At 66.2% G+C, this 23,045-nt stretch carries 22 protein-coding genes and 6 tRNA genes; 19 read left to right on the top strand and 9 right to left on the bottom strand.

What is annotated here, in order from left to right; all coding sequences use genetic code 11:
• Window positions 1-9: 9 nt before the first annotated feature.
• From purF to K2L43_RS11565, 10 genes are all read left to right on the top strand, one after another.
• Window positions 10-1,518 carry an amidophosphoribosyltransferase gene (purF, locus tag K2L43_RS11610; RefSeq protein ID WP_011805892.1) on the top strand — a complete coding sequence of 503 codons (1,509 nt, stop codon included), beginning with the start codon at window positions 10-12 and terminating at the stop codon, window positions 1,516-1,518.
• Window positions 1,519-1,648: 130 nt separating this feature from the next.
• Entirely contained in the window at window positions 1,649-2,863 is a 1,215-nt protein-coding gene (locus K2L43_RS11605; RefSeq protein WP_220637603.1) for an O-succinylhomoserine sulfhydrylase, read from the top strand.
• Entirely contained in the window at window positions 2,860-4,269 is a 1,410-nt protein-coding gene (gene gltX / locus K2L43_RS11600) for a glutamate--tRNA ligase (RefSeq protein ID WP_047350469.1), read from the top strand. The genes K2L43_RS11605 and gltX overlap by 4 nt, the downstream gene beginning before the upstream one ends.
• A 65-nt stretch (window positions 4,270-4,334) precedes the next feature.
• Window positions 4,335-4,410, top strand: a tRNA-Ala gene (locus tag K2L43_RS11595).
• 32 nt (window positions 4,411-4,442) lie between these two features.
• Window positions 4,443-4,518: transfer RNA gene (locus tag K2L43_RS11590), tRNA-Glu, on the top strand.
• Window positions 4,519-4,564: 46 nt separating this feature from the next.
• Window positions 4,565-4,641 (top strand) — tRNA-Asp (locus K2L43_RS11585).
• Window positions 4,642-4,645: 4 nt separating this feature from the next.
• Window positions 4,646-4,721, top strand: a tRNA-Ala gene (locus tag K2L43_RS11580).
• Between the two features lie 31 nt (window positions 4,722-4,752).
• Window positions 4,753-4,828 (top strand) — tRNA-Glu (locus K2L43_RS11575).
• A gap of 57 nt (window positions 4,829-4,885) precedes the next feature.
• Window positions 4,886-4,962 (top strand) — tRNA-Asp (locus K2L43_RS11570).
• 313 nt (window positions 4,963-5,275) lie between these two features.
• On the top strand, window positions 5,276-5,446 hold the full coding sequence (locus K2L43_RS11565) for a hypothetical protein (protein ID WP_220637602.1): 171 nt from the start codon (window positions 5,276-5,278) through the stop codon (window positions 5,444-5,446).
• A 121-nt stretch (window positions 5,447-5,567) separates the two neighbouring features.
• Here the strand turns inward: K2L43_RS11565 and K2L43_RS11560 are convergent, their stop codons facing one another.
• From K2L43_RS11560 to K2L43_RS11550, 3 genes are all read right to left on the bottom strand, one after another.
• Entirely contained in the window at window positions 5,568-6,326 is a 759-nt protein-coding gene (locus tag K2L43_RS11560; RefSeq protein ID WP_015913585.1) for a 3-hydroxyacyl-CoA dehydrogenase, read from the bottom strand.
• Window positions 6,327-6,438: 112 nt separating this feature from the next.
• On the bottom strand, window positions 6,439-7,488 hold the full coding sequence (locus K2L43_RS11555; protein ID WP_135148719.1) for an extracellular solute-binding protein: 1,050 nt from the start codon (window positions 7,486-7,488) through the stop codon (window positions 6,439-6,441).
• A gap of 183 nt (window positions 7,489-7,671) precedes the next feature.
• A complete protein-coding gene (locus K2L43_RS11550) occupies window positions 7,672-9,513 on the bottom strand; it encodes a glutamine--tRNA ligase/YqeY domain fusion protein (protein ID WP_011804881.1) in 1,842 nt (613 codons plus the stop codon).
• A 212-nt stretch (window positions 9,514-9,725) separates the two neighbouring features.
• Here K2L43_RS11550 and K2L43_RS11545 point away from each other — a divergent pair, with 212 nt between their 5' ends.
• The 7 genes from K2L43_RS11545 to K2L43_RS11515 all read left to right on the top strand — a co-directional run bounded on the left by K2L43_RS11545 (window position 9,726) and on the right by K2L43_RS11515 (window position 14,653).
• Complete coding sequence (locus K2L43_RS11545; protein ID WP_011804882.1) at window positions 9,726-10,079, top strand: hypothetical protein; 354 nt, start codon at window positions 9,726-9,728, stop codon at window positions 10,077-10,079.
• An 83-nt stretch (window positions 10,080-10,162) separates the two neighbouring features.
• Complete coding sequence (gene aroQ / locus K2L43_RS11540) at window positions 10,163-10,609, top strand: type II 3-dehydroquinate dehydratase (protein ID WP_011804883.1); 447 nt, start codon at window positions 10,163-10,165, stop codon at window positions 10,607-10,609.
• The gene (locus K2L43_RS11535) at window positions 10,603-11,493 is read left to right on the top strand and encodes an alpha/beta fold hydrolase (protein WP_220637601.1); all 891 of its coding nucleotides are present in this window, start codon (window positions 10,603-10,605) and stop codon (window positions 11,491-11,493) included. Before aroQ ends, K2L43_RS11535 begins: the two co-directional genes overlap by 7 nt.
• A gap of 9 nt (window positions 11,494-11,502) precedes the next feature.
• Window positions 11,503-11,928 (top strand): alternative ribosome rescue aminoacyl-tRNA hydrolase ArfB, encoded by a 426-nt coding sequence (arfB, locus tag K2L43_RS11530; RefSeq protein WP_011804885.1) that lies wholly within the window; start codon window positions 11,503-11,505, stop codon window positions 11,926-11,928.
• 113 nt (window positions 11,929-12,041) lie between these two features.
• A complete protein-coding gene (locus K2L43_RS11525; protein ID WP_047351431.1) occupies window positions 12,042-12,878 on the top strand; it encodes a class III extradiol ring-cleavage dioxygenase in 837 nt (278 codons plus the stop codon).
• Between the two features lie 25 nt (window positions 12,879-12,903).
• Window positions 12,904-13,569: an alpha/beta hydrolase gene (locus K2L43_RS11520; RefSeq protein ID WP_015913579.1), complete on the top strand. Its 666-nt coding sequence runs from the start codon at window positions 12,904-12,906 to the stop codon at window positions 13,567-13,569.
• 154 nt (window positions 13,570-13,723) lie between these two features.
• Entirely contained in the window at window positions 13,724-14,653 is a 930-nt protein-coding gene (locus K2L43_RS11515) for a DUF3014 domain-containing protein (RefSeq protein ID WP_220637600.1), read from the top strand.
• Between the two features lie 3 nt (window positions 14,654-14,656).
• On the opposite strand, the gene K2L43_RS11510 is transcribed toward K2L43_RS11515, so the two are convergent.
• On the bottom strand, window positions 14,657-15,124 hold the full coding sequence (locus K2L43_RS11510) for an Lrp/AsnC family transcriptional regulator (RefSeq protein ID WP_011804889.1): 468 nt from the start codon (window positions 15,122-15,124) through the stop codon (window positions 14,657-14,659).
• Window positions 15,125-15,225: 101 nt separating this feature from the next.
• Between K2L43_RS11510 and mdeB the strand changes: the two genes are divergently transcribed.
• Window positions 15,226-17,907: an alpha-ketoglutarate dehydrogenase gene (mdeB, locus tag K2L43_RS11505; protein ID WP_220637599.1), complete on the top strand. Its 2,682-nt coding sequence runs from the start codon at window positions 15,226-15,228 to the stop codon at window positions 17,905-17,907.
• Between the two features lie 30 nt (window positions 17,908-17,937).
• Here mdeB and K2L43_RS11500 read toward each other — a convergent pair whose 3' ends face one another.
• The 5 genes from K2L43_RS11500 to K2L43_RS11480 all read right to left on the bottom strand — a co-directional run bounded on the left by K2L43_RS11500 (window position 17,938) and on the right by K2L43_RS11480 (window position 21,378).
• Window positions 17,938-18,795 carry a zinc-dependent peptidase gene (locus tag K2L43_RS11500; protein WP_220637598.1) on the bottom strand — a complete coding sequence of 286 codons (858 nt, stop codon included), beginning with the start codon at window positions 18,793-18,795 and terminating at the stop codon, window positions 17,938-17,940.
• A gap of 4 nt (window positions 18,796-18,799) precedes the next feature.
• Window positions 18,800-19,582, bottom strand: coding sequence for a UDP-2,3-diacylglucosamine diphosphatase (locus K2L43_RS11495; RefSeq protein WP_220637597.1), 783 nt, complete (start codon window positions 19,580-19,582; stop codon window positions 18,800-18,802).
• 8 nt (window positions 19,583-19,590) lie between these two features.
• Window positions 19,591-20,118, bottom strand: a complete 528-nt coding sequence (locus K2L43_RS11490) for a peptidylprolyl isomerase (protein WP_047351425.1) — start codon at window positions 20,116-20,118, stop codon at window positions 19,591-19,593.
• A gap of 18 nt (window positions 20,119-20,136) precedes the next feature.
• A complete protein-coding gene (locus K2L43_RS11485) occupies window positions 20,137-20,724 on the bottom strand; it encodes a peptidylprolyl isomerase (RefSeq protein ID WP_103737986.1) in 588 nt (195 codons plus the stop codon).
• Window positions 20,725-20,805: 81 nt separating this feature from the next.
• Complete coding sequence (locus K2L43_RS11480; protein WP_220637596.1) at window positions 20,806-21,378, bottom strand: tetratricopeptide repeat protein; 573 nt, start codon at window positions 21,376-21,378, stop codon at window positions 20,806-20,808.
• A 253-nt stretch (window positions 21,379-21,631) separates the two neighbouring features.
• Here K2L43_RS11480 and cysS point away from each other — a divergent pair, with 253 nt between their 5' ends.
• Complete coding sequence (cysS, locus tag K2L43_RS11475; protein ID WP_220637595.1) at window positions 21,632-23,008, top strand: cysteine--tRNA ligase; 1,377 nt, start codon at window positions 21,632-21,634, stop codon at window positions 23,006-23,008.
• Window positions 23,009-23,045 lie beyond the last annotated feature (37 nt).

The following is a 23,045-nucleotide window of genomic DNA, read 5'->3' as shown; positions in this document are numbered from 1 at the left end:
AACGAAACTATGTGTGGAATTGTCGGCGTGGTCAGCACGGCCCCCGTGAATCAGCTGATCTATGACGCCTTGCTGCTGCTGCAGCACCGGGGACAGGACGCCGCGGGCATCGTCACGCAGGAAGGGCGCAAGTTCTTCATGCACAAGGCCAAGGGCATGGTGCGCGACGTGTTTCGCACGCGCAACATGCGCGCACTGCCCGGCACCATTGGCCTGGGGCAGGTGCGCTATCCCACGGCGGGCAATGCCTCCAGCGAGGAGGAGGCCCAGCCGTTCTACGTGAACGCGCCGTTCGGCATCGTGATGGTGCACAACGGCAACCTCACCAACGCCAAGCAGCTGCGCGGCGAACTGGCCGACACCGACCACCGCCACACCAACACCGAGAGCGACTCCGAAGTGCTGCTCAACGTGCTGGCGCATGAGCTGGCGCGCGCCACCAGCGGCGCGCCGCTGCAGTCCGAGGACGTATTCAAGGCCGTGCGCGCGGTGCACAAGCGCGTCAAGGGCTCCTATGCCGTGATCGCGCTGATCGCGGGCTATGGCCTGCTGGCGTTCCGCGACCCGTTCGGCATCCGCCCGCTGTGCATGGGCCGCGGCGCGGACGGCACGGTGATGCTGGCGAGCGAATCCGTGGCGCTGGAGGGCACGACCCAGGTGCTGGACCGTGACGTCGCGCCCGGCGAGGCCGTGTTCGTGCACGCTGACGGCCGCGTGGAAACCCAGCAGTGCGCCGAGAACCCGCACCTCAACCCCTGCGTGTTCGAGTACGTGTATTTGGCGCGTCCCGACTCGGTGATGGACGGCATCTCGGTCTACCAGGCGCGGCTGAACATGGGCGAGACGCTGGCCAAGCGCGTGATCTCCACCGTGCCTCCCAGCGAGATCGACGCCATCATCCCCATCCCCGAATCCAGCCGCCCCAGCGCCATGCAGCTCGCGCAGCTGCTGGGCATTCCGTACCGCGAGGGCTTCGTCAAGAACCGCTACGTGGGCCGCACCTTCATCATGCCGGGGCAGGGCGTGCGCAAGAAGTCGGTGCGCCAGAAGCTCAACGCTATCGGCAGCGAGTTCAAGGGCCGCAAGGTGCTGCTGGTAGACGACTCCATCGTGCGCGGCACCACCTCCAAGGAGATCGTGCAGATGGCGCGCGACGCCGGCGCGGTGAAGGTCTACCTGGCTTCTGCCGCGCCGCCGGTGCGCCACCCCAATGTCTATGGCATCGACATGCCCACGCGCTCCGAGCTGGTCGCGCACGGCCGCACGGTGGAGGAGATCCGCCAGCTGATCGGCGCCGATGCGCTGATCTACCAAGACGTGGAGGCCATGAAGCAGGCCGTGGGCAAGATCAACCGCAAGGTGGAGGGGTTCGAGGCCTCGTGCTTCGACGGCGTGTACATCACCGGCGACATCTCCGACGAGGAAGTGACGGCGCTCAACGAGGGCCGCAACCGGGGTGGTGAAGAGGAGCAGGAAGACACCTCCCGGCTGTCCCTGCCCAACGCCCAGGAGGCGTGAGTACACTCGCGCTCATCAAAAAGATGAGCGCCCTGCGCTTTTTGGTACTGGGTTTCAGTGTAAAAAATGCCTGAAGTCCAGGTGCAGCAAGCGCTATCAGCTCCTATTTTTTAGAACAAGGACCGCCACCGTGACCGATCAACCCCTGCCCGAGGGGCTGCGCCCTGAGACCCTCGCCGTTCGCGAGGCCGTCGCGCGCAGCCAGTGGGGCGAGCACAGCGAGGCGCTGTACATGACCAGCAGCTTCGTGCAGAGCGACTGCGAAAGCGCCGCACGCCGCTTCGCCAACGAAGAGCCGGGCTACACCTACACCCGCACCGCCAACCCCACGGTCAGCAGCTTCGAGCGCCGCCTGGCGGCCATGGAGGGCACGGAATGCGCGGTGGCCACCAGCACCGGCATGTCGGCCATCCTGCTGATGGCGCTCACCGTGCTCAAGAGCGGCGACCACGTGGTGGCGTCGCAGTCCATGTTCGGCTCCACGCTCAAGCTGCTCGGGTCGGAGATGGCGCGCTTCGGCGTAGAGACGACCTTTGTCTCGCAGACCGACCTGCAGTCGTGGGAGGCGGCCATCCGCCCGAATACCCGCTTGCTGTTTGCCGAGACACCGACCAACCCGCTGGGCGATCTGTGCGACATCGCCGCACTGGCGCAGATCGCGCATGCGCGCGGCCTGCTGTTGGCGGTGGACAACAGCTTCTGCTCGCCCGCGCTGCAGCGCCCGGCGCAATTGGGCGCTGACCTGGTGGTCTACTCGGGCACCAAACTGCTGGACGGCCAGGGCCGCGTGATGGCGGGCGCCGTGTGCGGCACCACCGCGCTGGTGGACAAGGTCATGGGCACCTTCATGCGCAGCGCGGGGCTGAACCTGTCGCCGTTCAATGCATGGGTCGTGCTCAAGGGGCTGGAGACGCTGTCGCTGCGCGTGCGCGCGCAAAGCGCCGCGGCTTTGGAACTGGCGACCTGGCTGGCCACACATCCCAAGGTGGCGCGCGTGCACTATTCGGGCCTGGCCAGCCATCCGCAGCATGCATTGGCCATGCGCCAGCAGGGCGGCATGGGCGGCCCGGTGCTGGCGTTCGACGTGGTGGGGCAAGGCGCGGCGCAGCTGCGCGCGAATGCCTTCCACGTCATCGACAGCACGCGCGTGTGCTCCATCACCGCCAACCTGGGCGACGTGAAGACCACCATCACCCATCCGGCCAGCACCTCGCACGGGCGCCTCACGGAAGAGCAGCGCCAGGCGGCCGGCATCGGCCAGGGGCTGATCCGCGTCTCCGTAGGCCTGGAACATATCGACGATCTGAAGACCGACCTCTGCCGAGGCCTGGACACCCTGCCATGACACAACAACAAGTACGCACCCGTTTCGCCCCGTCGCCCACGGGCTTCATCCACCTGGGCAACATCCGCTCCGCGCTCTATCCCTGGGCCTTCGCACGTGCCAACGACGGCGTGTTCATCCTGCGCATTGAGGACACTGATCTGGAGCGTTCCACCCAGGCCTCGGTCGACGTCATCCTGGAGGGCATGTCCTGGCTGCAGCTCGACCATGACGAGGGCCCGTACTACCAGATGCAGCGCATGGAGCGCTACAAGGAAGTCCTGGCCCAACTGCAGGCTGCAGGCCATGTCTATCCCTGCTACATGAGCGTGGAAGAGCTCGACGCCTTGCGTGAGCGCCAGATGGCTGCGAAGGAAAAGCCCCGCTATGACGGCACCTGGCGCCCCGAGCCCGGCAAGGTGCTGCCGCCCGTGCCGGAAGGTGTCAAGCCCGTGCTGCGCTTCAAGACGCCCCAGGGCGGCGTGGTTGGCTGGGACGACAAGTGCAAGGGTCGCATCGAGTTTCAGAACAGCGAGCTGGACGACCTGGTCATCGCGCGCCCGGACGGCACGCCCACCTACAACTTCTGCGTTTGCGTGGACGACATGGACATGCGCATCACCCACGTGATTCGCGGCGACGACCATGTGAACAACACACCACGCCAGATCCACATCTTCGAGGCCCTGGGTGCCACGGTGCCCGTGTTCGCTCATCTGCCCACCGTGCTCAACGAGCAGGGTGAGAAGATGAGCAAGCGCAACGGTGCCAAGGCCGTGACGCAGTACCGCGACGAGGGCTATCTGCCCGACGCCATGGTCAACTACCTGGCCCGATTGGGCTGGAGCCATGGCGATGACGAGATCTTCAGCCGCGCGCAATTCCTGGAATGGTTCAACCTGGATCACCTGGGCCGCAGCGCCGGCCAGTTCGACGAGGCCAAGCTGCGCTGGGTGAACGCACAGCATCTCAAGGCCATGGAAGATGCGCAGTTGGCAGCACTCGTGCGGCCCTTCGTCGTGCAGGCGGGTGTTCCAGAGGCGCAGTTGGATGCTGATGACCGCTTGCCGCGCATCTGCGCGCTGTTCAAAGACCGCTGCGAAACGCTGGTGGACCTGGCACGCTGGGCGCGCGTGTTCTATGTGGACGCCATCGAGCCCGATGCAGACGACTTCGCGAAGCACGTGACTGAAACCGCCACACCGGCGCTCGACGCGTTTGCCGCCGCCATGGAGACCGTGGCGTGGAACAAGGACGCGATCAACGCTGCGATCAAGGATGTCCTCAAGCAGCTGGGTTTGAAGATGCCGCAACTCGCAATGCCCGTGCGGGTGCTGACCATGGGTACCGCGCATACGCCGTCGGTGGATGCCGTGCTGGAGCTGCTGGGTCGCGAAAAAATCCTCGCGCGATTGAAAAGTCGTTAAAAACCTGTCTATAATTCAAGGCTCAGGTGATGACGACAGATAAGAAATTAAATGTCGAAGTCAAAGGGGGTATAGCTCAGCTGGGAGAGCGCTTGCATGGCATGCAAGAGGTCAGCGGTTCGATCCCGCTTACCTCCACCACCTGATGATTTGAACGGAAGTTCTTAGGTTTTGACCCTATCGTCTAGAGGCCTAGGACATCACCCTTTCACGGTGAGTACCGGGGTTCGAATCCCCGTAGGGTCGCCAAGTTTGGCTGCACTTGATTCGCAAGAATGCAAGCAGCTACCGACGCGGAGTGGTAGTTCAGTCGGTTAGAATACCGGCCTGTCACGCCGGGGGTCGCGGGTTCGAGTCCCGTCCACTCCGCCATCTTGGGGGTATAGCTCAGTTGGGAGAGCGCTTGCATGGCATGCAAGAGGTCAGCGGTTCGATCCCGCTTACCTCCACCAAGATTTGTTGGTTTACAAGTTTCTAGGTTTTGACCCTATCGTCTAGAGGCCTAGGACATCACCCTTTCACGGTGAGTACCGGGGTTCGAATCCCCGTAGGGTCGCCAAGTTTTGTGGCACTTGGCTCGGTTGCATTAGCAGCAGGGCAAAAGTCACACCGACGCGGAGTGGTAGTTCAGTCGGTTAGAATACCGGCCTGTCACGCCGGGGGTCGCGGGTTCGAGTCCCGTCCACTCCGCCAATATCAAAAAAGCCACTGCAAAATTATTTGCAGCGGCTTTTTTTGTGTTTTCAGAATTTATTGCGACAGCCAAGCGGCTATGCGGATATAGGGCGTCGCTCCGCGACGTGGCTGAATGTTTATGGATCCCTTCCCGGCATGCCCCATTGGGCTACTGAGAATCTGTCCATTCGCATCAATAAAAGCGCTAAACCCTACGTTGTTTGCACGTACTAGCGGTTTTTGTGCTTCGGCCGCGCGTACGCCGCTTCGCCAGGACACACGCCCGTGATCGTGCAGCCCGATGGTGATGGGCGCCGCGCGATCCTGAACCATGAACTGGACAAGGAGCGCGACGCCTTGCCACGCCTTGCGGCGCCTGCAGGCGCAGGAGGGGGCGGGCGGTGCGGATGCGCAGCTGGCGGTGAACCGCCACCAGAGCAACATCCGCGCCTTGGAGGCTGAACTGCAGCGCTTGCCTGCGTCCGTGCGCCGCCAGCCCTAACCGCAGTTACTCATCGACTGCGTCCGCGTTGGTTTCGTTAGGAAAATATACGGAATCGGGCTCGAACCCAATACAGACAAGCGCAAGGCGCTATCAAAAAATCACTTCGGTGCAAGGCGAATCACTTCGGTGCAAGGCGGATCGCGCCATCCAGACGAATCACTTCGCCATTGAGCATGTCGTTCTCGAAGATGTGGCGCACCAGCTTGGCGTAATCCTGCGGGGTGCCGAGGCGGCTGGGGAATGGGACGCCGGCGGCCAGCGCGTCCTGTACCTCCTGGGGCATGCCGAACAGCATGGGGGTGCCGAAGATGCCGGGGGCAATGGTCATGTTGCGGATGCCGTTGCGGGCCAGGTCGCGGGCGATGGGCAGTGTCATGCCCACGATTCCGCCCTTGGAAGCAGAGTACGCCGCCTGCCCGATCTGCCCGTCATAGGCCGCCACACTGGCGGTGGAGATCATCACCCCGCGCTCGCCGGTGGCTTCGGGTTCGTTCTTGCACATGGCCTCGGCGGCCAGGCGGATCATGTTGAAGCTGCCGATCAGGTTCACCGTGATGGTCTTGGTGAACGAAGCCAGCGCATGCGCGCCGTTCTTGCCAACGGTCTTTTCCGCAGGGGCGATGCCGGCGCAGTTCACCAGGCCCATGAGCTTGCCCATCGATACCGCTGCGGCCACCACGGCTTGGCCATCGGCCTCGCTGCTCACGTCGCAGCGCACGAAGCGCCCGCCGATCTCGCGCGCGACGGCTTCGCCCTTGTCGGCCTGCATGTCGGCAATCACCACCAAACCGCCCGCTGAAGCCAGCATGCGTGCCGTGCCTTCACCCAGGCCTGACGCGCCGCCGGTGACGATGAACACCTTGCCCTTGATTTCCATGGTCTGTCTCCAAAGTTACGTTAACGTAAACGTTAATTATCACCGAGCGATCCGGCACTCCTAGAAAAGCAACAGCCCGGCAGGGCCGGGCTGTGCGCAAGGGGCAGAGGGCTTACCGGAAACCGACGCGGTCCAGCATCTGCTGTACCTTGACGGTGTTGGCGCCGACCGCGCTAATGGGGATGGTTTCACTCTTGAACGGTTGGCCGCCCGTCATGGCCTTGAGGGCCGGGTTGCCCGGATCCACGCCTTTGGCGGCGGGCCATTCGTTGTTGCCGTTGGCAAAGTAGTTCTGAGCCTCAGGGCTGGCCAGGTATTCCAGGAACTTGATGGCGTTGGCTTGGTTCTTGGTGTGGCGGGCCACTGCGCCGCCTGCGATGTTCATGTGCGTGCCCCACGATTGCTGGTTGGGGAACACCACCGCCACCTTGTCCACCACGGCCTTGTCCTCGGGCTTGTCCGAGCGCATCAGGCGGGCGAGGTAATAGCTGTTGGTCACGGCGATATCGCATTCGCCTGCTGCGACGGCCTTGATTTGATCGGTGTCGCCCCCCTTGGGCGCGCGGGCGAGGTTGTTCACCACGCCCTTGAGCCATGCTTCGGCTTTCTGTTCACCCACGTGTTCCATCACGGCGCCGAACAGGCTCAGGTTGTAGGGGTGGGAGCCGGAGCGGATGCAGACCTTGCCTTTGTTTTTGGGGTCGCCCAACTCTTCGTAGGTGTCCACATCGTCCTTGTTGACCTTGGTCTTGTTGTAGACAACCACACGCGCCCGCGTGGACAGGCCAAACCAGGGAATACCACCGTCGGCGACCGGTGTTGCGCGCAGGTTCGCGGGAATGGCGTCCTCCAGCACCTTCGAGCGCACGGGCAGGAACAGGCCGTCGGCCTCGCCACGGTAGAGGCGGGCGGCGTCCACCAGGAGGATCACGTCGGCAGGGGATGCGGCTCCTTCTGCCTTGAGACGGGCCATGATCCCGGCATCATCAGAATCCACGCGATTGATCTTGATGCCCGTGGCCTTGGTAAAGCCGCTGTACAGCGCTTCATCGGTGGCGTAGTGGCGGGCGGAATACAGGTTGACCACCTGGTCCTGCGCACTTGCGGCGCCTGCAGCGGCCAGAACACATGCAACAACCAAGGATTTCATAGGCATGGACATGAGGCTCAAGTCTTTCTCGGCAATAAGGTGGTGGGATGATAAAGCAAACGAGAATCGTTATTAAAAATCCATCTTTGCGCCGGGAGAATTTCCGTCGTGCACCCTCAGTAATGCGCAGGCGTTCGGTTTGAGACGAAAAAAATGCCCGCGGACGCGGGCATTTGCTTGTCGAGCAGCGGCTGGCTATTTCGCCCAACTGTCCTTCAGTCCGGTGATCTTGTTGAACACCGGGCGGCTGGCGCTGTGGTCCACCCGGTCGGCCACGAAGTAACCGAAGCGCTCGAACTGGAACTTATCGTCGGGCTGGGCGGCCGCCAGTGATGGCTCCACATAGGCAGTCACCACCTTCAGGCTGTCGGGATTGAGCAGGGCCAGAAAGTCTTTACCACCCGCGTCGGGTTGGGCGTCGGTGAACAGGCGGTCGTAGAGGCGCACCTCGGCCTGCACGCCGTCCTGCACCCCCACCCAGGTGATGGCGGCTTTTACCTTCACGCTATCGGCGCCGGGCGTGCCGCTCTTGGTGTCGGGCACCACGGTGGCGAGCACGCGGGTGACGTGGCCGCCCGCATCTTTCTCGCAGCCGGTGCATTCGATGACGTAGCCGCCCTTCAGGCGCACGGTGTTGCCCGGGAGCATTTGCCCGTCCGCCCCGAGCCGGGGAGGATAAAGACGCTTGTAGCCCTTGGGTGGCACTTCGGCGAAGTCTTCGCGTTCGATCCAGACCTCGCGGCCCAGGGTGAAGTGGCGCTCGGGAACAGCCTGGCCTTCGTGCGCGTGCGGCAGGGCGGGTAGGCTGCAGGCCTCGACGTGGCCGTCGCTGCCGAAGACTTCGGCCCAGTTGGTCAGCGTGAGCGGGAGCGGGTCGAGCACGGCCATGGCGCGGTGTGCCTTGGATTCCAGGTCCTCGCGTAGGCAACCCTCCAGCGTGCCGTAGTCGATCCAGCTGTAGTCCTTGGTCACGCCAATGCGCTCGCAGAACATCTGGATGGAGGCCGGCGTATAGCCGCGCCGGCGCAGGCCCACGATGGTGGGCATGCGCGGATCGTCCCAGCCGCTCACGATGCCGCTGTCCACCAGGTGCTTGAGCTTGCGCTTGCTGGTGATGACGTAGGTGAGGTTCAGACGCGCGAACTCATACTGGCGCGGCTGGGGGCGGGCGATCAGGCCGCCTTCCCCCAGACGGTCCAGCAGCCAGTCGTAGAAGGGGCGCTGGTCCTCGAACTCCAGCGTACAGATGCTGTGGGTGATGCACTCCAGCGCATCCTCGATCGGGTGCGCAAAGGTGTACATGGGGTAGATGCACCATTGGTTGCCGGTGTTGTGGTGCTCGGCGTGCTTGATGCGGTAGATGGCCGGGTCGCGCAGGTTGATGTTGGGGTGCCCCATGTCGATCCTGGCGCGCAGCACGGCGGCGCCATCGGGGAGCTTGCCGTCACGCATCTCGCGAAAGCGCGCCAGGTTCTCCGCAGGGGTACGGTTGCGATAGGGGCTGTCTACCCCGGGCTTGCCGAAGTCGCCGCGGTTGGCGCGCATCTCTTCGGGCGTTTGCTCGTCCACGTAGGCGTTGCCGGTCTCGATCAGGTACTCGGCCGCGCGGTACATGAAGCCAAAGTAATTGCTGGCGTAGTACAGGTTCTCGTGGCCGTCGGGGTCTTTCCAGTCGAAGCCCAGCCAGCGCACGGCATCGATGATGCTGTCTACGTACTCCTGATCTTCCTTCTCGGGGTTGGTGTCGTCAAAGCGCAGGTGGCAGACGCCGCCGTAGTCGCGCGCCAGGCCGAAATTCAGGCAGATGCTCTTGGCATGGCCCACGTGCAAGTAGCCGTTGGGTTCAGGCGGAAAGCGCGTGCGGATCTTGGCAGGGTCAACCGCTGCGGCGGCGTGGTGGGCTGCGTCGCCTGGGCTGCCCGCCCAGTGTTTTTGGGCATGCACACCGTGCGACAGGTCGGATTCGATGATCTGGCGCAGGAAGTTGCTGGGTTTTGCGGCTTCCGCAGAAGTGTCGTGATGGACGGGGGTGCTCATGCGGGGGATTTTAGGCGGCATAGATGCGTACTACCGGCGCGAGCGCTTGTTGAGCGGCCGCTGCGGTTACGCATGGAAACGGCGCGGGGTACGTTCGGAAACAACCTGAACATCTGTTCATGCCATCCTTTCGCGGTGCTGGCGCGTTAGACGTCCAAACGCTTTGTGTTCAGGCACCGGGGTGCCGCGGCACCCCTACTTAGGAGATTTTCATGATCCAACATCGCTCTTGGTTTGCCGCCGCCGCTTCGGCCGGTGTGGCGCTGGCCCTGTTGGTGGGCACAGGCACCGCCCAGGCACGCAGCGACGTGTACTGGTCTGTCGGCGTGGGCGTGCCCGGCGCCGTCGTGGGGGTGGGCAACGCCGCTCCTGTGTATTACTCGCCTCCCCCCGTGTATTACGCCCCGCCGCCCGTGGTGTACGCACCGCCCGTATACAGGGCTCCGCGCCCGGTCTATTACGCGCCACCCGTGGTCGTGGCACCGCCCGTGGGGTATTACCGCGGATACGGGCACGGGTACCGCCACGGCCATCGGCACCATCGCGGCCATCGCGATTGGCGCTGACACGGACACGCCAGTCGGAGTGCTGGCCGCGATAATGCGCATTCGCGGGTCCGTTGCGGCGGGTAGAACCGCGCTAGCACTCCATGACGAAAACCGTTTACGTTCTCAATGGCCCCAATCTCAACCTGCTGGGCACGCGCGAGCCGCAGGTGTATGGCTCCCAGACCCTGGCGGATGTCGAGCAGCTGTGCACGGCCGCATGTGCACGCCACGGGTTGGCGCTGGTATTTCGCCAGAGCAACCATGAAGGCGCTCTGGTGGACTGGATCCACGAGGCCGGCCGGCTGCATGCGGCGGGCCAACTGGCCGGCGTCGTGCTCAATGCTGCCGCCTACACCCATACCAGCGTGGCACTCCTGGATGCCGTGAAGGGCACGGGAGTGCCCGTGGTGGAGCTGCACATCAGCAACGTGCATGCGCGCGAGAGCTTTCGCCACCACTCCTATCTGGCCGGCGCGGCCCGCGCGGTGATGTGCGGGTTTGGGGTGCAGGGCTACGCCCTTGCCATTGACGGGCTGGCCCAATGGTGAAGGAGCCATCGCTCGCCACGCTGCCCCTGCCTCCTGAAGTCACTGCGTTGCAGCAACGCGCACGGCGCGAGTCCACCCCCTGCGGTACCGGCGACATCGTCTGGCATGTCTGGGGGGCATCCCAGGATGGTGCGCTGCCTCTGGTACTGCTGCATGGCGGCAGCGGCAGCTGGACGCATTGGGTGCGCAACATCCACGGTCTGGAGGACAGTGGCCGCGAGGTCTGGGTCCCCGATCTGCCGGGATTCGGAGATTCGGCCGCACCACCCGCGGGGGGCGATGCGGACGCCCTGGTGGAGCCGCTGGCCGAAGGCCTGCGCACGCTGTTCGGGCCACGGCCGTGTGACCTGGCGGGATTTTCCTTTGGTGGATTGACGGCGGGCCTGCTGCTCGCAGCCCACCCCGAAGTGGCCCGTCAACTCGTGCTGGTGGGAGCCCCGGCGATGGGGGTGGTGCCCCAACGACAATTCGAGCTCAAGGCCTGGCGCCACCTGCCGCAGGAGGGGCAGATTGCGGCGCACCGCTACAACCTGGCGGCGCTGATGCTCCAGGACACTTCGCTCATCGACGGTTTGGGCGGCCTGGCGTTGAAAACGCACGTGGCCAATGTGGTGCGCGACCGCATGCCCCGCCGCCGCCTGGCGCACACCGATGCGTTGGCGCGCGCTCTGCCGCTGGTGCCGTGCCCCGTGCATGCGATCTATGGCCGCAGTGACGCTCTGTACAAGGAGTGGATTGGTGCATTGGAGGGCGCTTACGCGGCGGCGGCTCCGGACTTTCGCGGCATGGCGCTGATCGAGGAAGCCGGCCACTGGGTGCAGTTTGAGCGCCCGCAGCGCTTCCTGCAGGCGCTGGACGACGCCCTGCGCGCCGGGGCCGCCTGACGGACGGGCATGGCCTCCGGCAATCCTTCTTCCGGCGTGCGCGTGGACCCGGCCGAGGTCGAACTTACCGCCATGCGCGCCCAGGGGGCGGGCGGGCAGAACGTGAACAAGGTGTCCAGTGCCGTGCACCTGCGCTTCGACATCGCGGCCTCTTCATTGCCTGAAGATGTGAAACAGCGCCTGCTGGCCCTGCGCGACAGCCGCATCACTCAGCAGGGGGTATTGGTCATCAAGGCACAGCAATACCGCACCCAGGAGGCCAACCGCCTGGATGCGTTGGCGCGCCTGCAGGCGCTGGTGGACAGCGTGGCGCGGCCGCCGCGCGTGCGACGTGCCACGCGGCCCACGCTGGGATCGCAGCAGCGGCGGCTGGAGTCCAAAAGCCGGCGCGGAGGTGTCAAGGCATTGCGCGGGCGGCCCCATCTGGGAGAGTGACGCTGCTTTCACATCGCATTGGTGTGATGGATGGGACGCTGTGATGGGGTCTATGGCGCTTGGCATCAAGCGTGTCGCTCCCACATGATTGCAACCTGGACTGAGGTTTTGCCATGAACACCCCCCATACCCCTTCTGTCACCTCTTCGACGACCGCTGCCGCGCTGCCCGTGCTGTTCGTCTCGCACGGCGCGCCGCTGTTTGCGCTGGAGCCCGGCAGTACCGGCCCGGCGCTCACCCGCTGGGGCGCCGAACTGAAGGCGCAGTACCCCCGCTTGCGCGGCGTGGTCATCATGTCGCCGCACTGGGTGGCGCGTGGCGCCACCGTCATGACCGGGGCGCAGCCCGAGACCTGGCACGACTTCGGCGGTTTTCCTCGTCCGCTCTATGCGCTCCAGTACCCGGCTGCCGGAGCACCCGCCCTGGCACAGGAGGTGCTGGCCCTGCTGGAGCAGGCTGGCATCGACGCGCGGGGCGACGCGGCGCGCCCCTTCGACCATGGCGCCTGGGTGCCGCTGATGCATCTGTTCCCGCAGGCCGACGTGCCCGTGGTGCAGGTCGCGCTGCCCGTGGGTGCCGGTCCGGCAGAGGTGTATGCGATGGGTGCGGCGCTGCGCGGCCTGCGCGAGCAGGGCGTGCTGGTCGTGGGCTCCGGCAGCATGACGCACAACCTGGCCGAGTTCTTTGGCGGCGCCGACCAGCCCGCGCCCTATGTGGTGGAATTCAGCCGCTGGATCGAGGCGCAGCTGGAGCAGGGCGACACCGCGGCCCTGCTGGACTACCGCGCCCGTGCGCCGCATGCCCGGCGTGCGCATCCCACGGAAGACCACTTCCTGCCCATCTTCTTTGCGCTGGGCGCTGCCGGCGAAGGCGCCGAGGCGCACTATCTGAGCCGCGAAGTCATGCATGGCATGCTGGCCATGGACGCCTTCGCGCTGCAGGCTGCCTGACACTTCCCCCATCACGACGTTGCCCATGCTCGACCTACCCCTTTCCTTCCTTCACCGCCCCGCGACGCCCGGCTCCGAGCCGTGGCTGCTGGTGCTCATGCACGGCGTGGGCAGCAACGAACAGGACCTGTTCGGCCTGGCCCCGTATGTACCCCCGCAATACCACGTGCTGAGCCTGCGCGCACCGTACCGCATGGGGCCGACGGCCAATGCCTGGTTCGAATTCACCGTGGCGGCGGATGGCGCGCGCAGCATCAACGAGCCGCAGGAGGCCGCCAGCCGCGCGCTGGTGGCGCAGACCGTGGACGCCGCGGCGCGCCAGCTGGGCATTCCCGCCGCGCGCGTGGTGGCGGGCGGCTTCAGCCAGGGCGGCATCATGGCGCTGACCCTGCTGCTCACGCGGCCTGAACTGCTGCACGGCGCGATGGTCTGGCACAGCCGGCTGCTGCCGCAGGCGCTGCCCCATGCGGCGCAGCCGGCCGCGCTGGCGGGGCGCCAGCTCTGGGTGAGCCATGGCGTGCAGGACAACGTCATTCCGCTGGCCAGTGCCCAGGCCATACGCGACCATGTCCGGACGCTGCCGCTGGCGCTGAGCTACCGCGAGTACCCGGGCATGCACGAAATCCGCCCGGAGGAACTGCGCGATTCCATGGCCTGGCTGCACGGCCTGGCCGCAGGCGCCGCCGGTTGACCCCGGTGGTAAGCCTCGTAACCTCTGGTGGTTTAACGTGGTTTTATATGAAACAGGGCTGTAGCATAGGCGGGTCAAGCGCTAATAGCTATCAATATTGAAGCGAAGGTGCCCCTTGCACGGTGCGAGGGGGCCTCGTGGAGAAAGGACCGCCATGCCTGTACGAGACCCCGCCGAATTCCATCCCCGGCAGGAGTCCTCGGTCTCTGTCTGGACCGTCATTGCCCTGGTGGCGATCGCCGCCGCGGGCGCCGCCTGGTGGTTCGGGTGGCGCCACACCCAGGCCCCCGAGCCCGCGCCCGCGGCCCCCGCCGTCGAGGCCGCACCCCTCGCCGCCGCGCCGCAGGTACCCGCGTCCGGCCCGCAGAACCCGGTGGAAGTGCTGGAACCCCCGGCCGACGCGCTGCCCGCGCTGGCCGATTCCGACGCCTACGTGGCCCGCGCGCTGGCGGAACTGCTGGGGCCGCAGGCGGCGGCGCTGCTGCAGCCCGAGGGGCTGGTGCGCCGCATGGTGGCGACCATCGACAACCTGGCACGCGCCCAGGCACCCTCGCGCATGTGGCCCGTGCAGCCCACGCCCGGCCGTTTCACGGTGGAAGGGGCGCAGGATGCGCCTGCGCAGGCCATCGCACCGGCCAACGCGGCGCGTTACCAAGCCTTCGTCACGCTGGCCGAAGCCGTGCCCGTAGACGCCGCGGTGAAGTTCTATGCCCGCATGTATCCGCTGTTCCAGGCGGCCTATGAAGAACTGGGCTTTCCCGGGCGCTACTTCAACGACCGCCTGGTGGCGGTACTCGACCACCTGCGCGCCGCGCCTGAGCCTGCGGGGCCCTTGCAGGTGCGGCTGGTGCCCGTGGTGGGCGAGGTGCCGTCCACCCGGCCCTGGGTGCGCTACGAATTCGTGGACCCTCAACTGCAGGCACTCTCCAGCGGTCAGAAGATGCTGGTGCGCATGGGCCCTGAGAATGCGCGCCGCCTGAAGGCCGTGCTGGCCGAGCTGCGCCGCCGCGTGGCCACTGGAGACATGGCGGCGGGCAACGTCGCGCGCATACCGGCGCAGGCGACGCCGCCTGCCAGCCGCTGACCGCTACGGCGTTGGCAGAGGCAACGCCGTCTTGTAGCGCACCTGCTTGAGCGTGAAGCTGGTGCGGATCTTCTCGATGCCCGGGATGGGCGTGAGCTGCTCGAGAATGAAACGTTCCAGCGCCGCGATGTCGGGCAGCGCCACGCGGATCAGGTAGTCGCTGTCGCCCGTCATCAGGTAGCACTCCATCACCTGATCATGCTCGGCGATGCGCTGTTCGAAGGCCGAGAGCGCTTCCTTGCTCTGGCTTTTCAGGCTGATGTTGATGAACACATTGAGTCCCAGCCCCAGCGCCGTGGCATTGGCCAGCGCCACATACCGGCTGATGACGCCAGCGGCCTCCAGCGCCTTGACCCGGGCCAGGCAGGGTGAGGGCGACAGGTGCACGCGCCGCGCCAGCTCCACATTGGACAGCGCGCCATCGGCCTGCAATTCGGCCAGGATGCGCAAATCGGTAGCGTCAAGCTTCATATGCTGAAAATCATTCCATGAGCGGCATATTGTGCCGATGAAGGGTGAAACATCGTGTGAATCGGCATCCTATTTCGGTATGCGGGGCCTACAGTGGCGCGATGAACGCCCCCATGCCCCTCGCAACACTGGCTACCCTCGCTGCCGCCGCCAGCCCCGATACCGACCCCCAGGAAACCGCCGAATGGCGCGACGCCCTGCAGGCCCTGGTGGCCACGGCAGGGCCTGAGCGCGCGCGCTTTCTGCTGGACGAGCTGAACCGGCTGGCCGGCCAACTGCGCGTGGACTGGCGCCCCGGCCTGAACACGCCCTACGTGAACACCGTGTCCGTGCAGGAGCAGGGGGTGTTCCCCGGCGACCTGGCGATCGAGGAGCGTCTGGCGTCCATCATGCGCTGGAACGCGCTGGCCATGGTGGTGCGCGCCAACCAGGCCTATGGTGAACTCGGCGGCCACATTGCCAGCTACGCCAGTGCGGCCGACCTGTTCGAGAGCGGCTTCAACCACTTCTTCCACGCCCGCGAGGGTCTGGGCGAAGGCCAGCACCGGGGCGACCTGGTGTTTTTCCAGCCGCACAGCGCGCCCGGCGTGTACGCGCGCGCCTTCCTCGAAGGGCGTTTGAGCGAGCAGGACCTCATGCACTACCGCCAGGAGATCACCGCCCCGGCGCAGGGCGCGCGTGGCCTCTCCAGCTACCCGCATCCCTGGCTCATGCCCGATTTCTGGCAGTTCCCCACCGGCTCCATGGGCATCGGCCCCATCAGCAGCATCTACCACGCGCGCTTCATGCGCTACCTCACGCACCGCAACCTGCTGGATTGCTCCGCACGCAAGGTGTGGGGCGTGTTCGGCGACGGCGAGATGGACGAACCCGAATCCATGAGCGCCCTCACGCTCGCCGCGCGCGAGGGCCTGGACAACCTCGTCTGGGTGGTCAACTGCAACCTGCAGCGCCTGGACGGCCCGGTGCGCGGCAATGGCCGCATCATCGACGAACTGGAGCGTTTGTTCGCGGGCGCGGGCTGGAACGTGGTCAAGCTCGTCTGGGGCAGCGACTGGGACGGCCTGTTCGCCCGCGACCTCACGGGCGCGCTGGTGCGCACGCTCGAAGGCACGGTGGACGGCCAGATGCAGACCTTCGCCGCCAAGGATGGGCGCTACAACCGCGACCACTTCTTCGGCCAGACCCCCGAACTGGCCGCGCTGGCGCAAGGCATGACCGACGAGCAGATCGACCGCTTGAAGCGCGGCGGGCATGACCTGGTGAAGATCCACGCGGCCTATGCTGCCGCCGCGCGCCACCGCGGCCAACCCACGGTGATCCTCGCGCACACCAAGAAGGGCTACGGCATGGGCCAGGCCGGCCAGGGCAAGATGACCACGCACAGCCAGAAGAAGCTCGACGACGCCGACCTCATCGAATTCCGCAACCGCTTCAACCTGCCCTTGAGCGACGCGCAGGCCACGGGCCTGGCGTTCTACAAGCCGGGGGACGACAGCCCCGAGATGCAGTACCTGCGCCGCCAACGCCAGGCCCTGGGCGGCTACCTGCCCCGGCGCGACACGGTGTGCGACGTGCTGCCCGCACCGCCCCTCGCCAGCTATGCGCAGTTCGCGCTGGCGGCCGATGGCAAGGAGATGAGCACTACCATGGCCTTCGTGCGCATGCTCGGCACGCTGCTCAAGGACGCCACATTGGGCCCGCGCATCGTCCCCATCGTGGCCGACGAGGCACGCACCTTCGGCATGGCCAACCTGTTCAAGCAGGTGGGCATCTACAGCAGCGTGGGCCAGCGTTATGCGCCCGAGGACATCGGCTCGGTGCTCTCGTACCGCGAGGCGCTGGATGGGCAGATCCTGGAGGAAGGCATCAGCGAGGCCGGTGCCATCGCCAGCTGGACGGCCGCCGCCACCAGCTACAGCGTGCACGGCCTGGCCATGCTGCCGTTCTACATCTACTACTCGATGTTCGGCTTTCAGCGCGTGGGCGACGCCATCTGGGCCGCCGCCGATCAGCGCGCCCGCGGCTTCCTGCTGGGCGCTACCTCGGGGCGTACCACGCTGGGCGGCGAGGGCCTGCAGCACCAGGACGGCTCCAGCCACCTCGCGGCGGCCACCATCCCCAACTGCAAGGCCTACGACCCGGCCTTCGCGGGCGAGTTGGCCGTGATCGTGGACGCCGGCATGCGCGAGATGGTCGCCGAGCAGCGCGACGTTTTCTATTACGTCACGCTCATGAACGAGAACTACGCCCAGCCGGACCTGCCGGCCGAGGCCCATGCAGGGGTGCTGCGTGGATGCTATTTATTTAATAGCTATCAACGCTTGCTGGATGAGCGCAATGGCTCAATTTCATCTCAAAAAAACGTGACTCTGCTGGGCTCCGGCGCCATCCTCACCGAGGTCATAAAGGCGGCGCAACGGCTGGCCGATGAGGGTATCGCAGCCACCGTGGTCAGCGTGACGAGCTGGAGCGAGCTGGCGCGTGACGGACAAGCCTGCGAGATCGGGCGTGACGGGGGTGAAGGGGGTGAAGCAGGCGATGCCAAGCCCTGGCTTACGCAGGTACTGGAGGGAACGAGTGGCCCGATCATTGCCGCCACGGACTATGTGCGGGCCGTGCCCGAATCGGTGCGCGCCTATGTGCCCGAGGGGCGCCGCTACCGCACGCTGGGCACGGATGGCTTTGGCCGCAGTGACACGCGGGCGGCGCTGCGTGCGTACTTTGGGGTCGATGCCGCCAGCATTGCGCAGGCGGCGCGGGCCGTGCTGACGGGCGGTTGAGGGGCGGTTGAGGGGCGGGACGAAGCCGCCTCAGCCGGACAGGGGCCGGCCGAAGAACGCATCCAGCACGGGCAGCAGGGTGGGGAATTCCTGCCCGAAACGTTCACGGTGCACGAAGTACGCCTCGCAGGCCACGGCGAAGAACTCCGCGGGCGCGGTGGCGCCGTACGCATCCAGCCACGGCCATGCACCGCCGAAACGCTCGGCGATGATGACCTGCTCGCGGAACTGCTCGTACGCGGGCTCCCAGGCGTCGCGCCAGGCCGCGTGCGCGGCGCGCGCGCCCCGCGTGCCCATGAATCCCGGAGGCAAGGGCGGGCAGCCGTCGGCCGGGCCGTTGCGCATGTCGATCTTGTGCACGAACTCGTGGATCACCACGCTGGTAGCGGCCGGTTGTCCGTCCGGTCCGCCCTGGCCGGCCCCGTCCACGGCGGGCCAGCTCAGCATGACGGGGCCACGCTCCATGGCTTCGCCCAACAGCACCTCGTCGTAGTGGTGCACCACGCCGGCGGCATCCACGGCCTGGCGGCGCGCCACGGCCTCGGCCGGATGCACCACGATACCCACGAAGTCGTCGTACCAGGCCAGCGCACGCTCGGGAGCGCCCCAGTGCAGCAGCGGCAGGCAGGCCTGGGCCGCAATCGAGACCGCCATGGCATCGGTCACCACCAGCCCATGGGCGCCGGTGAACTCCTTGCGGTCCAGGAACAGCGCGCTCAGGGCGCGCAGCTTGCCTTGGTCATGCAGTGGCAGCGCCTGCAGGAATGGGTAGCGCCGCAGGGTCTGCAACCACAGTTGCGCGGAGATGTCGGGGAGGGGGGCCACGGTGGCGCGTACGCGCAGGGCCAGTTGGCGAAGGAAGTGCAGGGGTGCGCGGTTACGTGCCATGCCGCTACGTGGGGACGAGCGGCAGGCGCTGCAAGCCCTCGGCCGTCAGGCGCAGCACGCCGGCGCGCGGCGGGTGGGCGTCCAGGTCCCAGTCCGTGAGCACGTGGCGCGCCAGGCCGGGCGCCAGTACATGGTCTGCCGGCAGATGGGTGTGGCCGTGGATCAGCGCCTGGGCCCCCGCGGCGCGCAGCCACTCGATGGCGGCCGGGCTGTCCACATCGGCATAGACCGCGGCGCCGGCCTGCTTGCGCGCCTCGCTCTCGCTGCGGGCGCTGCGGCCCTGTGCGCGGCGCTCGTGCAGCGGGCGCGCCAGCAACTGGGCTTGCCATTGCGGGTTGCGTGCCAGGATGCGAAAGCGCTGGTATTCCACATCGTTCAGGCACAGCGCATCGCCATGCGACAGCAGCCAGCGTCGGCCAGCGAACGTGAGCACCGTGGGATCGGCCAGCACGGGTATACCGGTGTGGCGCGTGAAGCCCTTACCCACGAGGAAGTCGCGGTTGCCGTGCATGAAATACAGCGGCCTCGCGTGCGTGGCCTGGGCGAGCAGGGCGCAGCAGGCGCCTTCGAAGCTGCCCGGCTCGTCGATGGCGTCGTCGCCCACCCAGACCTCGAACAGGTCGCCCAGCAGGAACACCGCGTCGGCGGGCGTGCTGTGCAGGTACTGCCGCAAGGCCTGCACCGTGGAGGGCTGGGCCGGCTCCAGGTGCAGGTCGGAGATGAAGTCCACCGTGCGCCACGCGGCTGGCGCGGCCAGCTCGTCCATCGGCGGCACGGATGGTGTCATCGCAGGGCTTACAGCGCCACAGCCTTGTCGATCACCACGGCGTCGAAGGGCACGTCGTCGTGGAAGCCCTTGCGCGTGGTGCGCACCTTCTTGATGGCGTCGACCACGTCCTCGCCCTTGACCACCTTGCCGAACACGGCGTAGCCCCAGCCCTGTGGTGTGGGGGAGGTGTGGTTCAGGAAGGCGTTGTCCACCACGTTGATGAAGAACTGTGCCGTGGCGCTGTGCGGGTCGCCGGTGCGGGCCATGGCGATGGTGTACTTGTCGTTCTTCAGGCCGTTGGCGGCCTCGTTCTCGATGGGCGCATCGGTCGGCTTTTGCTTCATGTCGGCCGTGAAGCCGCCGCCCTGGGCCATGAAGTTCTTGATCACGCGGTGAAAGATCGTGCCGTCGTAGAAGCCCTTGTTCACGTAGTTTAGGAAGTTGGCGGTGGACTTGGGGGCGTTCACGGCGTCCAGTTCCAGCGTGATGACGCCTTGGGTGGCCGTTTCGGCACCGTTGATGGTGACGTGCAGTTCGACTTGTGGGTTGCTCATGGCGGGTGTCCTTTCAGGTTACTTGACCAGGGTTGCGGATTGGATGACCACGGGGGTCGTGGGCACGTTCTGGTGCATGCCGCGGTTGCCGGTGGCCACGGCCTTGATCTTGTCCACCACCTCGGTACCGCTCACCACCTTGCCGAACACGGCGTAGCCGTGGCCGTCGGGCTGGGGCGCGTTGAGCATGGCGTTGTTCGCCACGTTGATGAAGAACTGGCTGGTCGCCGAATTGGGGTTGGCCGTGCGGGCCATGGCGATGGTGTACTTGTCGTTCTTCAGCCCGGTGGTGGCTTCCAGCGGGATCGGGGCCTTGGTGGGCTTTTGCTGCATGTCGGCCGTGAAGCCGCCACCCTGGATCATGAAGCCATCGATCACGCGGTGAAAGACCGTGCCGTCATAGTGTTTGTCGGCCACGTAGGCCAGGAAGTTCTCCACCGTCTTGGGCGCCTTGGCCGGATCCAGTTGCACCACGATGTCACCCAGGCTGGTGGCGAGCTTGACCTGGGGTGCTGCGGCACCGGCGGTCTGGGCATTTGCTACTGTAACAATAGCTGCTAGCGCACATCCAGCAAGCGTTTGGGTGATATTTCTTCTGGAAATCATGGTTGCTCCTTGATCGAAAGGGATAGGGGCCCGCGGCGCCCGGCTATGCGGGGTCGGGGCCGGCGCGCAAGACGGCGCACCTCAGCGGCTGGCCGGGGTGGCGGCCTGGGGTGCGGCGGGTTTCGATTCGGCGGCGAACAGCTCGCGCAGCAGCTCGAGCTTGGGCGCCACCGAGGCGGCCGTGGCACGGTCCAGCTGTTGCGCCCGCAGATACGACTGGCTGGCCAGCTTGGCGTGGATGTCGCCCAGGTTCTCGTGGGCGGTGGCGTAGTCGGGCTTGGTGCGGATCGCCGTCTCCAGCGCTGCGCGGGCTTTTTCCAACTGGTTCTGGCTGGCGTAGAGCACGGCCAAGTTGTTGTAGGGCTCGGGCAGCTCGGGGTAGTCCTCAGTCAGCTGCACGAAGGCATCGATGGCTTCGGCCGGCTTGCCGGAATCGGCCAGCGCCACGGCGCGCAGGAAGCGCAACTGCGGGTCGCGCGGGGTGGCGGCCAGGCGCTGGTCCAGTTTCACGATGGCTTCGGCGGGCTTGCCCAGCTGGAGCAGGCGGGAAATGTCGGCGTACTCGTCCGCCTGGGCCCATGAGGCTGCGAGCAGGGCCGCAGTTGCGGCAAGCAGATGCAGGCAGCGGAGGGCGGGTCGGCGTGCAGGAGTCATGGAGGAGGGGCTGGAGAGACGGAGCAGCGCGGTCGGGCCGCGGTGCGGGCTTATACTGCGGCCGATTGTAGCGGAGGGGTTTTGTCATGCCGGTACGCTGTTGCCGCTCCTGATGGCGGGCCCGCCGCCCTTGCGGCAGACCGCCTGCCCGCCCCGCGGCAGCGCCCATCGCGCGCACCCGCCGAGTCGCGCGCGTTGCACCGGGCGCGCACCGCACCCCTCCGCCCCCACCGATTCCCTGGACCCGTCATCCATGAGCTTGCGTATCTACAACACGCTGTCGCGTGCATTGGAGGAGTTTTCCCCGCTCGAACCCGGCCATGTGCGCATGTACGTGTGCGGCATGACCGTGTACGACCTGTGCCACCTGGGCCATGCGCGCTCCATGATTGCTTTCGACGTGGTGCAGCGCTGGCTGCGCGCATCCGGCCTGGCGGTGACCTACGTGCGCAACATCACCGACATCGACGACAAGATCATCAAGCGCGCGGTGGAGAACGGCGAGACCATTCGCAGCCTGACCGACCGCATGATTGATGCGCTGCACCAGGACGCCGACGCGCTGGGCATTGAGCGTCCCACGCACGAGCCGCGCGCCACCGCCTATGTGCCGCAGATGCTGGACATGATCGGCACGCTGCAGGGCAAGGGCCTGGCCTACCAGGCGGGCAACGGCGACGTGAACTATGCGGTGCGCAAGTTCCCCGGCTACGGCAAGCTGTCGGGCAAGTCGCTGGACGAGCTAAATGCCGGCGAGCGTGTGGCCGTGCAGGACGGCAAGCACGACCCGCTGGACTTCGTGCTGTGGAAGTCCGCCAAGCCCGAAGAGCCGGCCGATGTGAAGTGGCGCAGCCCCTTCGGCGAGGGGCGCCCGGGCTGGCATATCGAATGCTCCGCCATGGGCTGCGCGCTGCTGGGCGAGAGCTTCGACATCCACGGTGGCGGCGCCGATCTGCAGTTTCCGCACCACGAGAACGAGATCGCCCAGAGCGAGGGCGCCACGGGCAAACCGTTCGCGCGGCTGTGGATGCACAACGGCTTCATCAACGTGGACAACGAGAAGATGTCCAAGAGCCTGGGCAACTTCTTCACCATCCGTGACGTGCTCAAGGAATACGACGCGGAGACTGTGCGCTTCTTCGTGGTCCGCAGCCACTACCGCAGCCCGCTGAACTACAGCAACGTGCACCTGGACGATGCGCGTGCCGCGCTCAAGCGCCTGTACACCGCGCTGAGCCTGGTGGCACCGGCCCCGGTCGAGGTGGACTGGGCCGAAGGCTACGCCGCCCGCTTCAAGGCGGCCATGGACGAGGACTTCGGCACCCCCGAAGCGGTGGCCGTGCTGTTCGACCTGGCCGGTGAGGTGAACCGCAGTAAGTCGCCCGCCGCGGCGGGCTTGCTCAAGGCGCTGGGCGGCCACCTGGGGCTGCTGCATGCGGACCCGCAGGACTTTCTGAAAGCAGGCGCCGGGCTGGACGAGGCGGCTATCCAGGCGCAGATCGCCGCGCGCGCTGCCGCCAAGGCTGCCAAGAACTTCACAGAGGCCGACCGCATCCGCAATGATCTGCTGGCGCAGGGTATCGTGCTCAAGGACTCCGCCACGGGTACGACCTGGGAGGCGGCTCAGTAAATGGGTTTCGATTCAAATTGGCATGTAGGGCTTGTGG

It is taken from the genome of Diaphorobacter sp. MNS-0 (assembly GCF_019602835.1).
GTDB classification, from domain to species: Bacteria; Pseudomonadota; Gammaproteobacteria; order Burkholderiales; family Burkholderiaceae_C; genus Diaphorobacter; species Diaphorobacter nitroreducens.
Note: the sequence above shows the minus strand (reverse complement) of the source record. Positions and strands in the feature narration are given on the sequence as shown.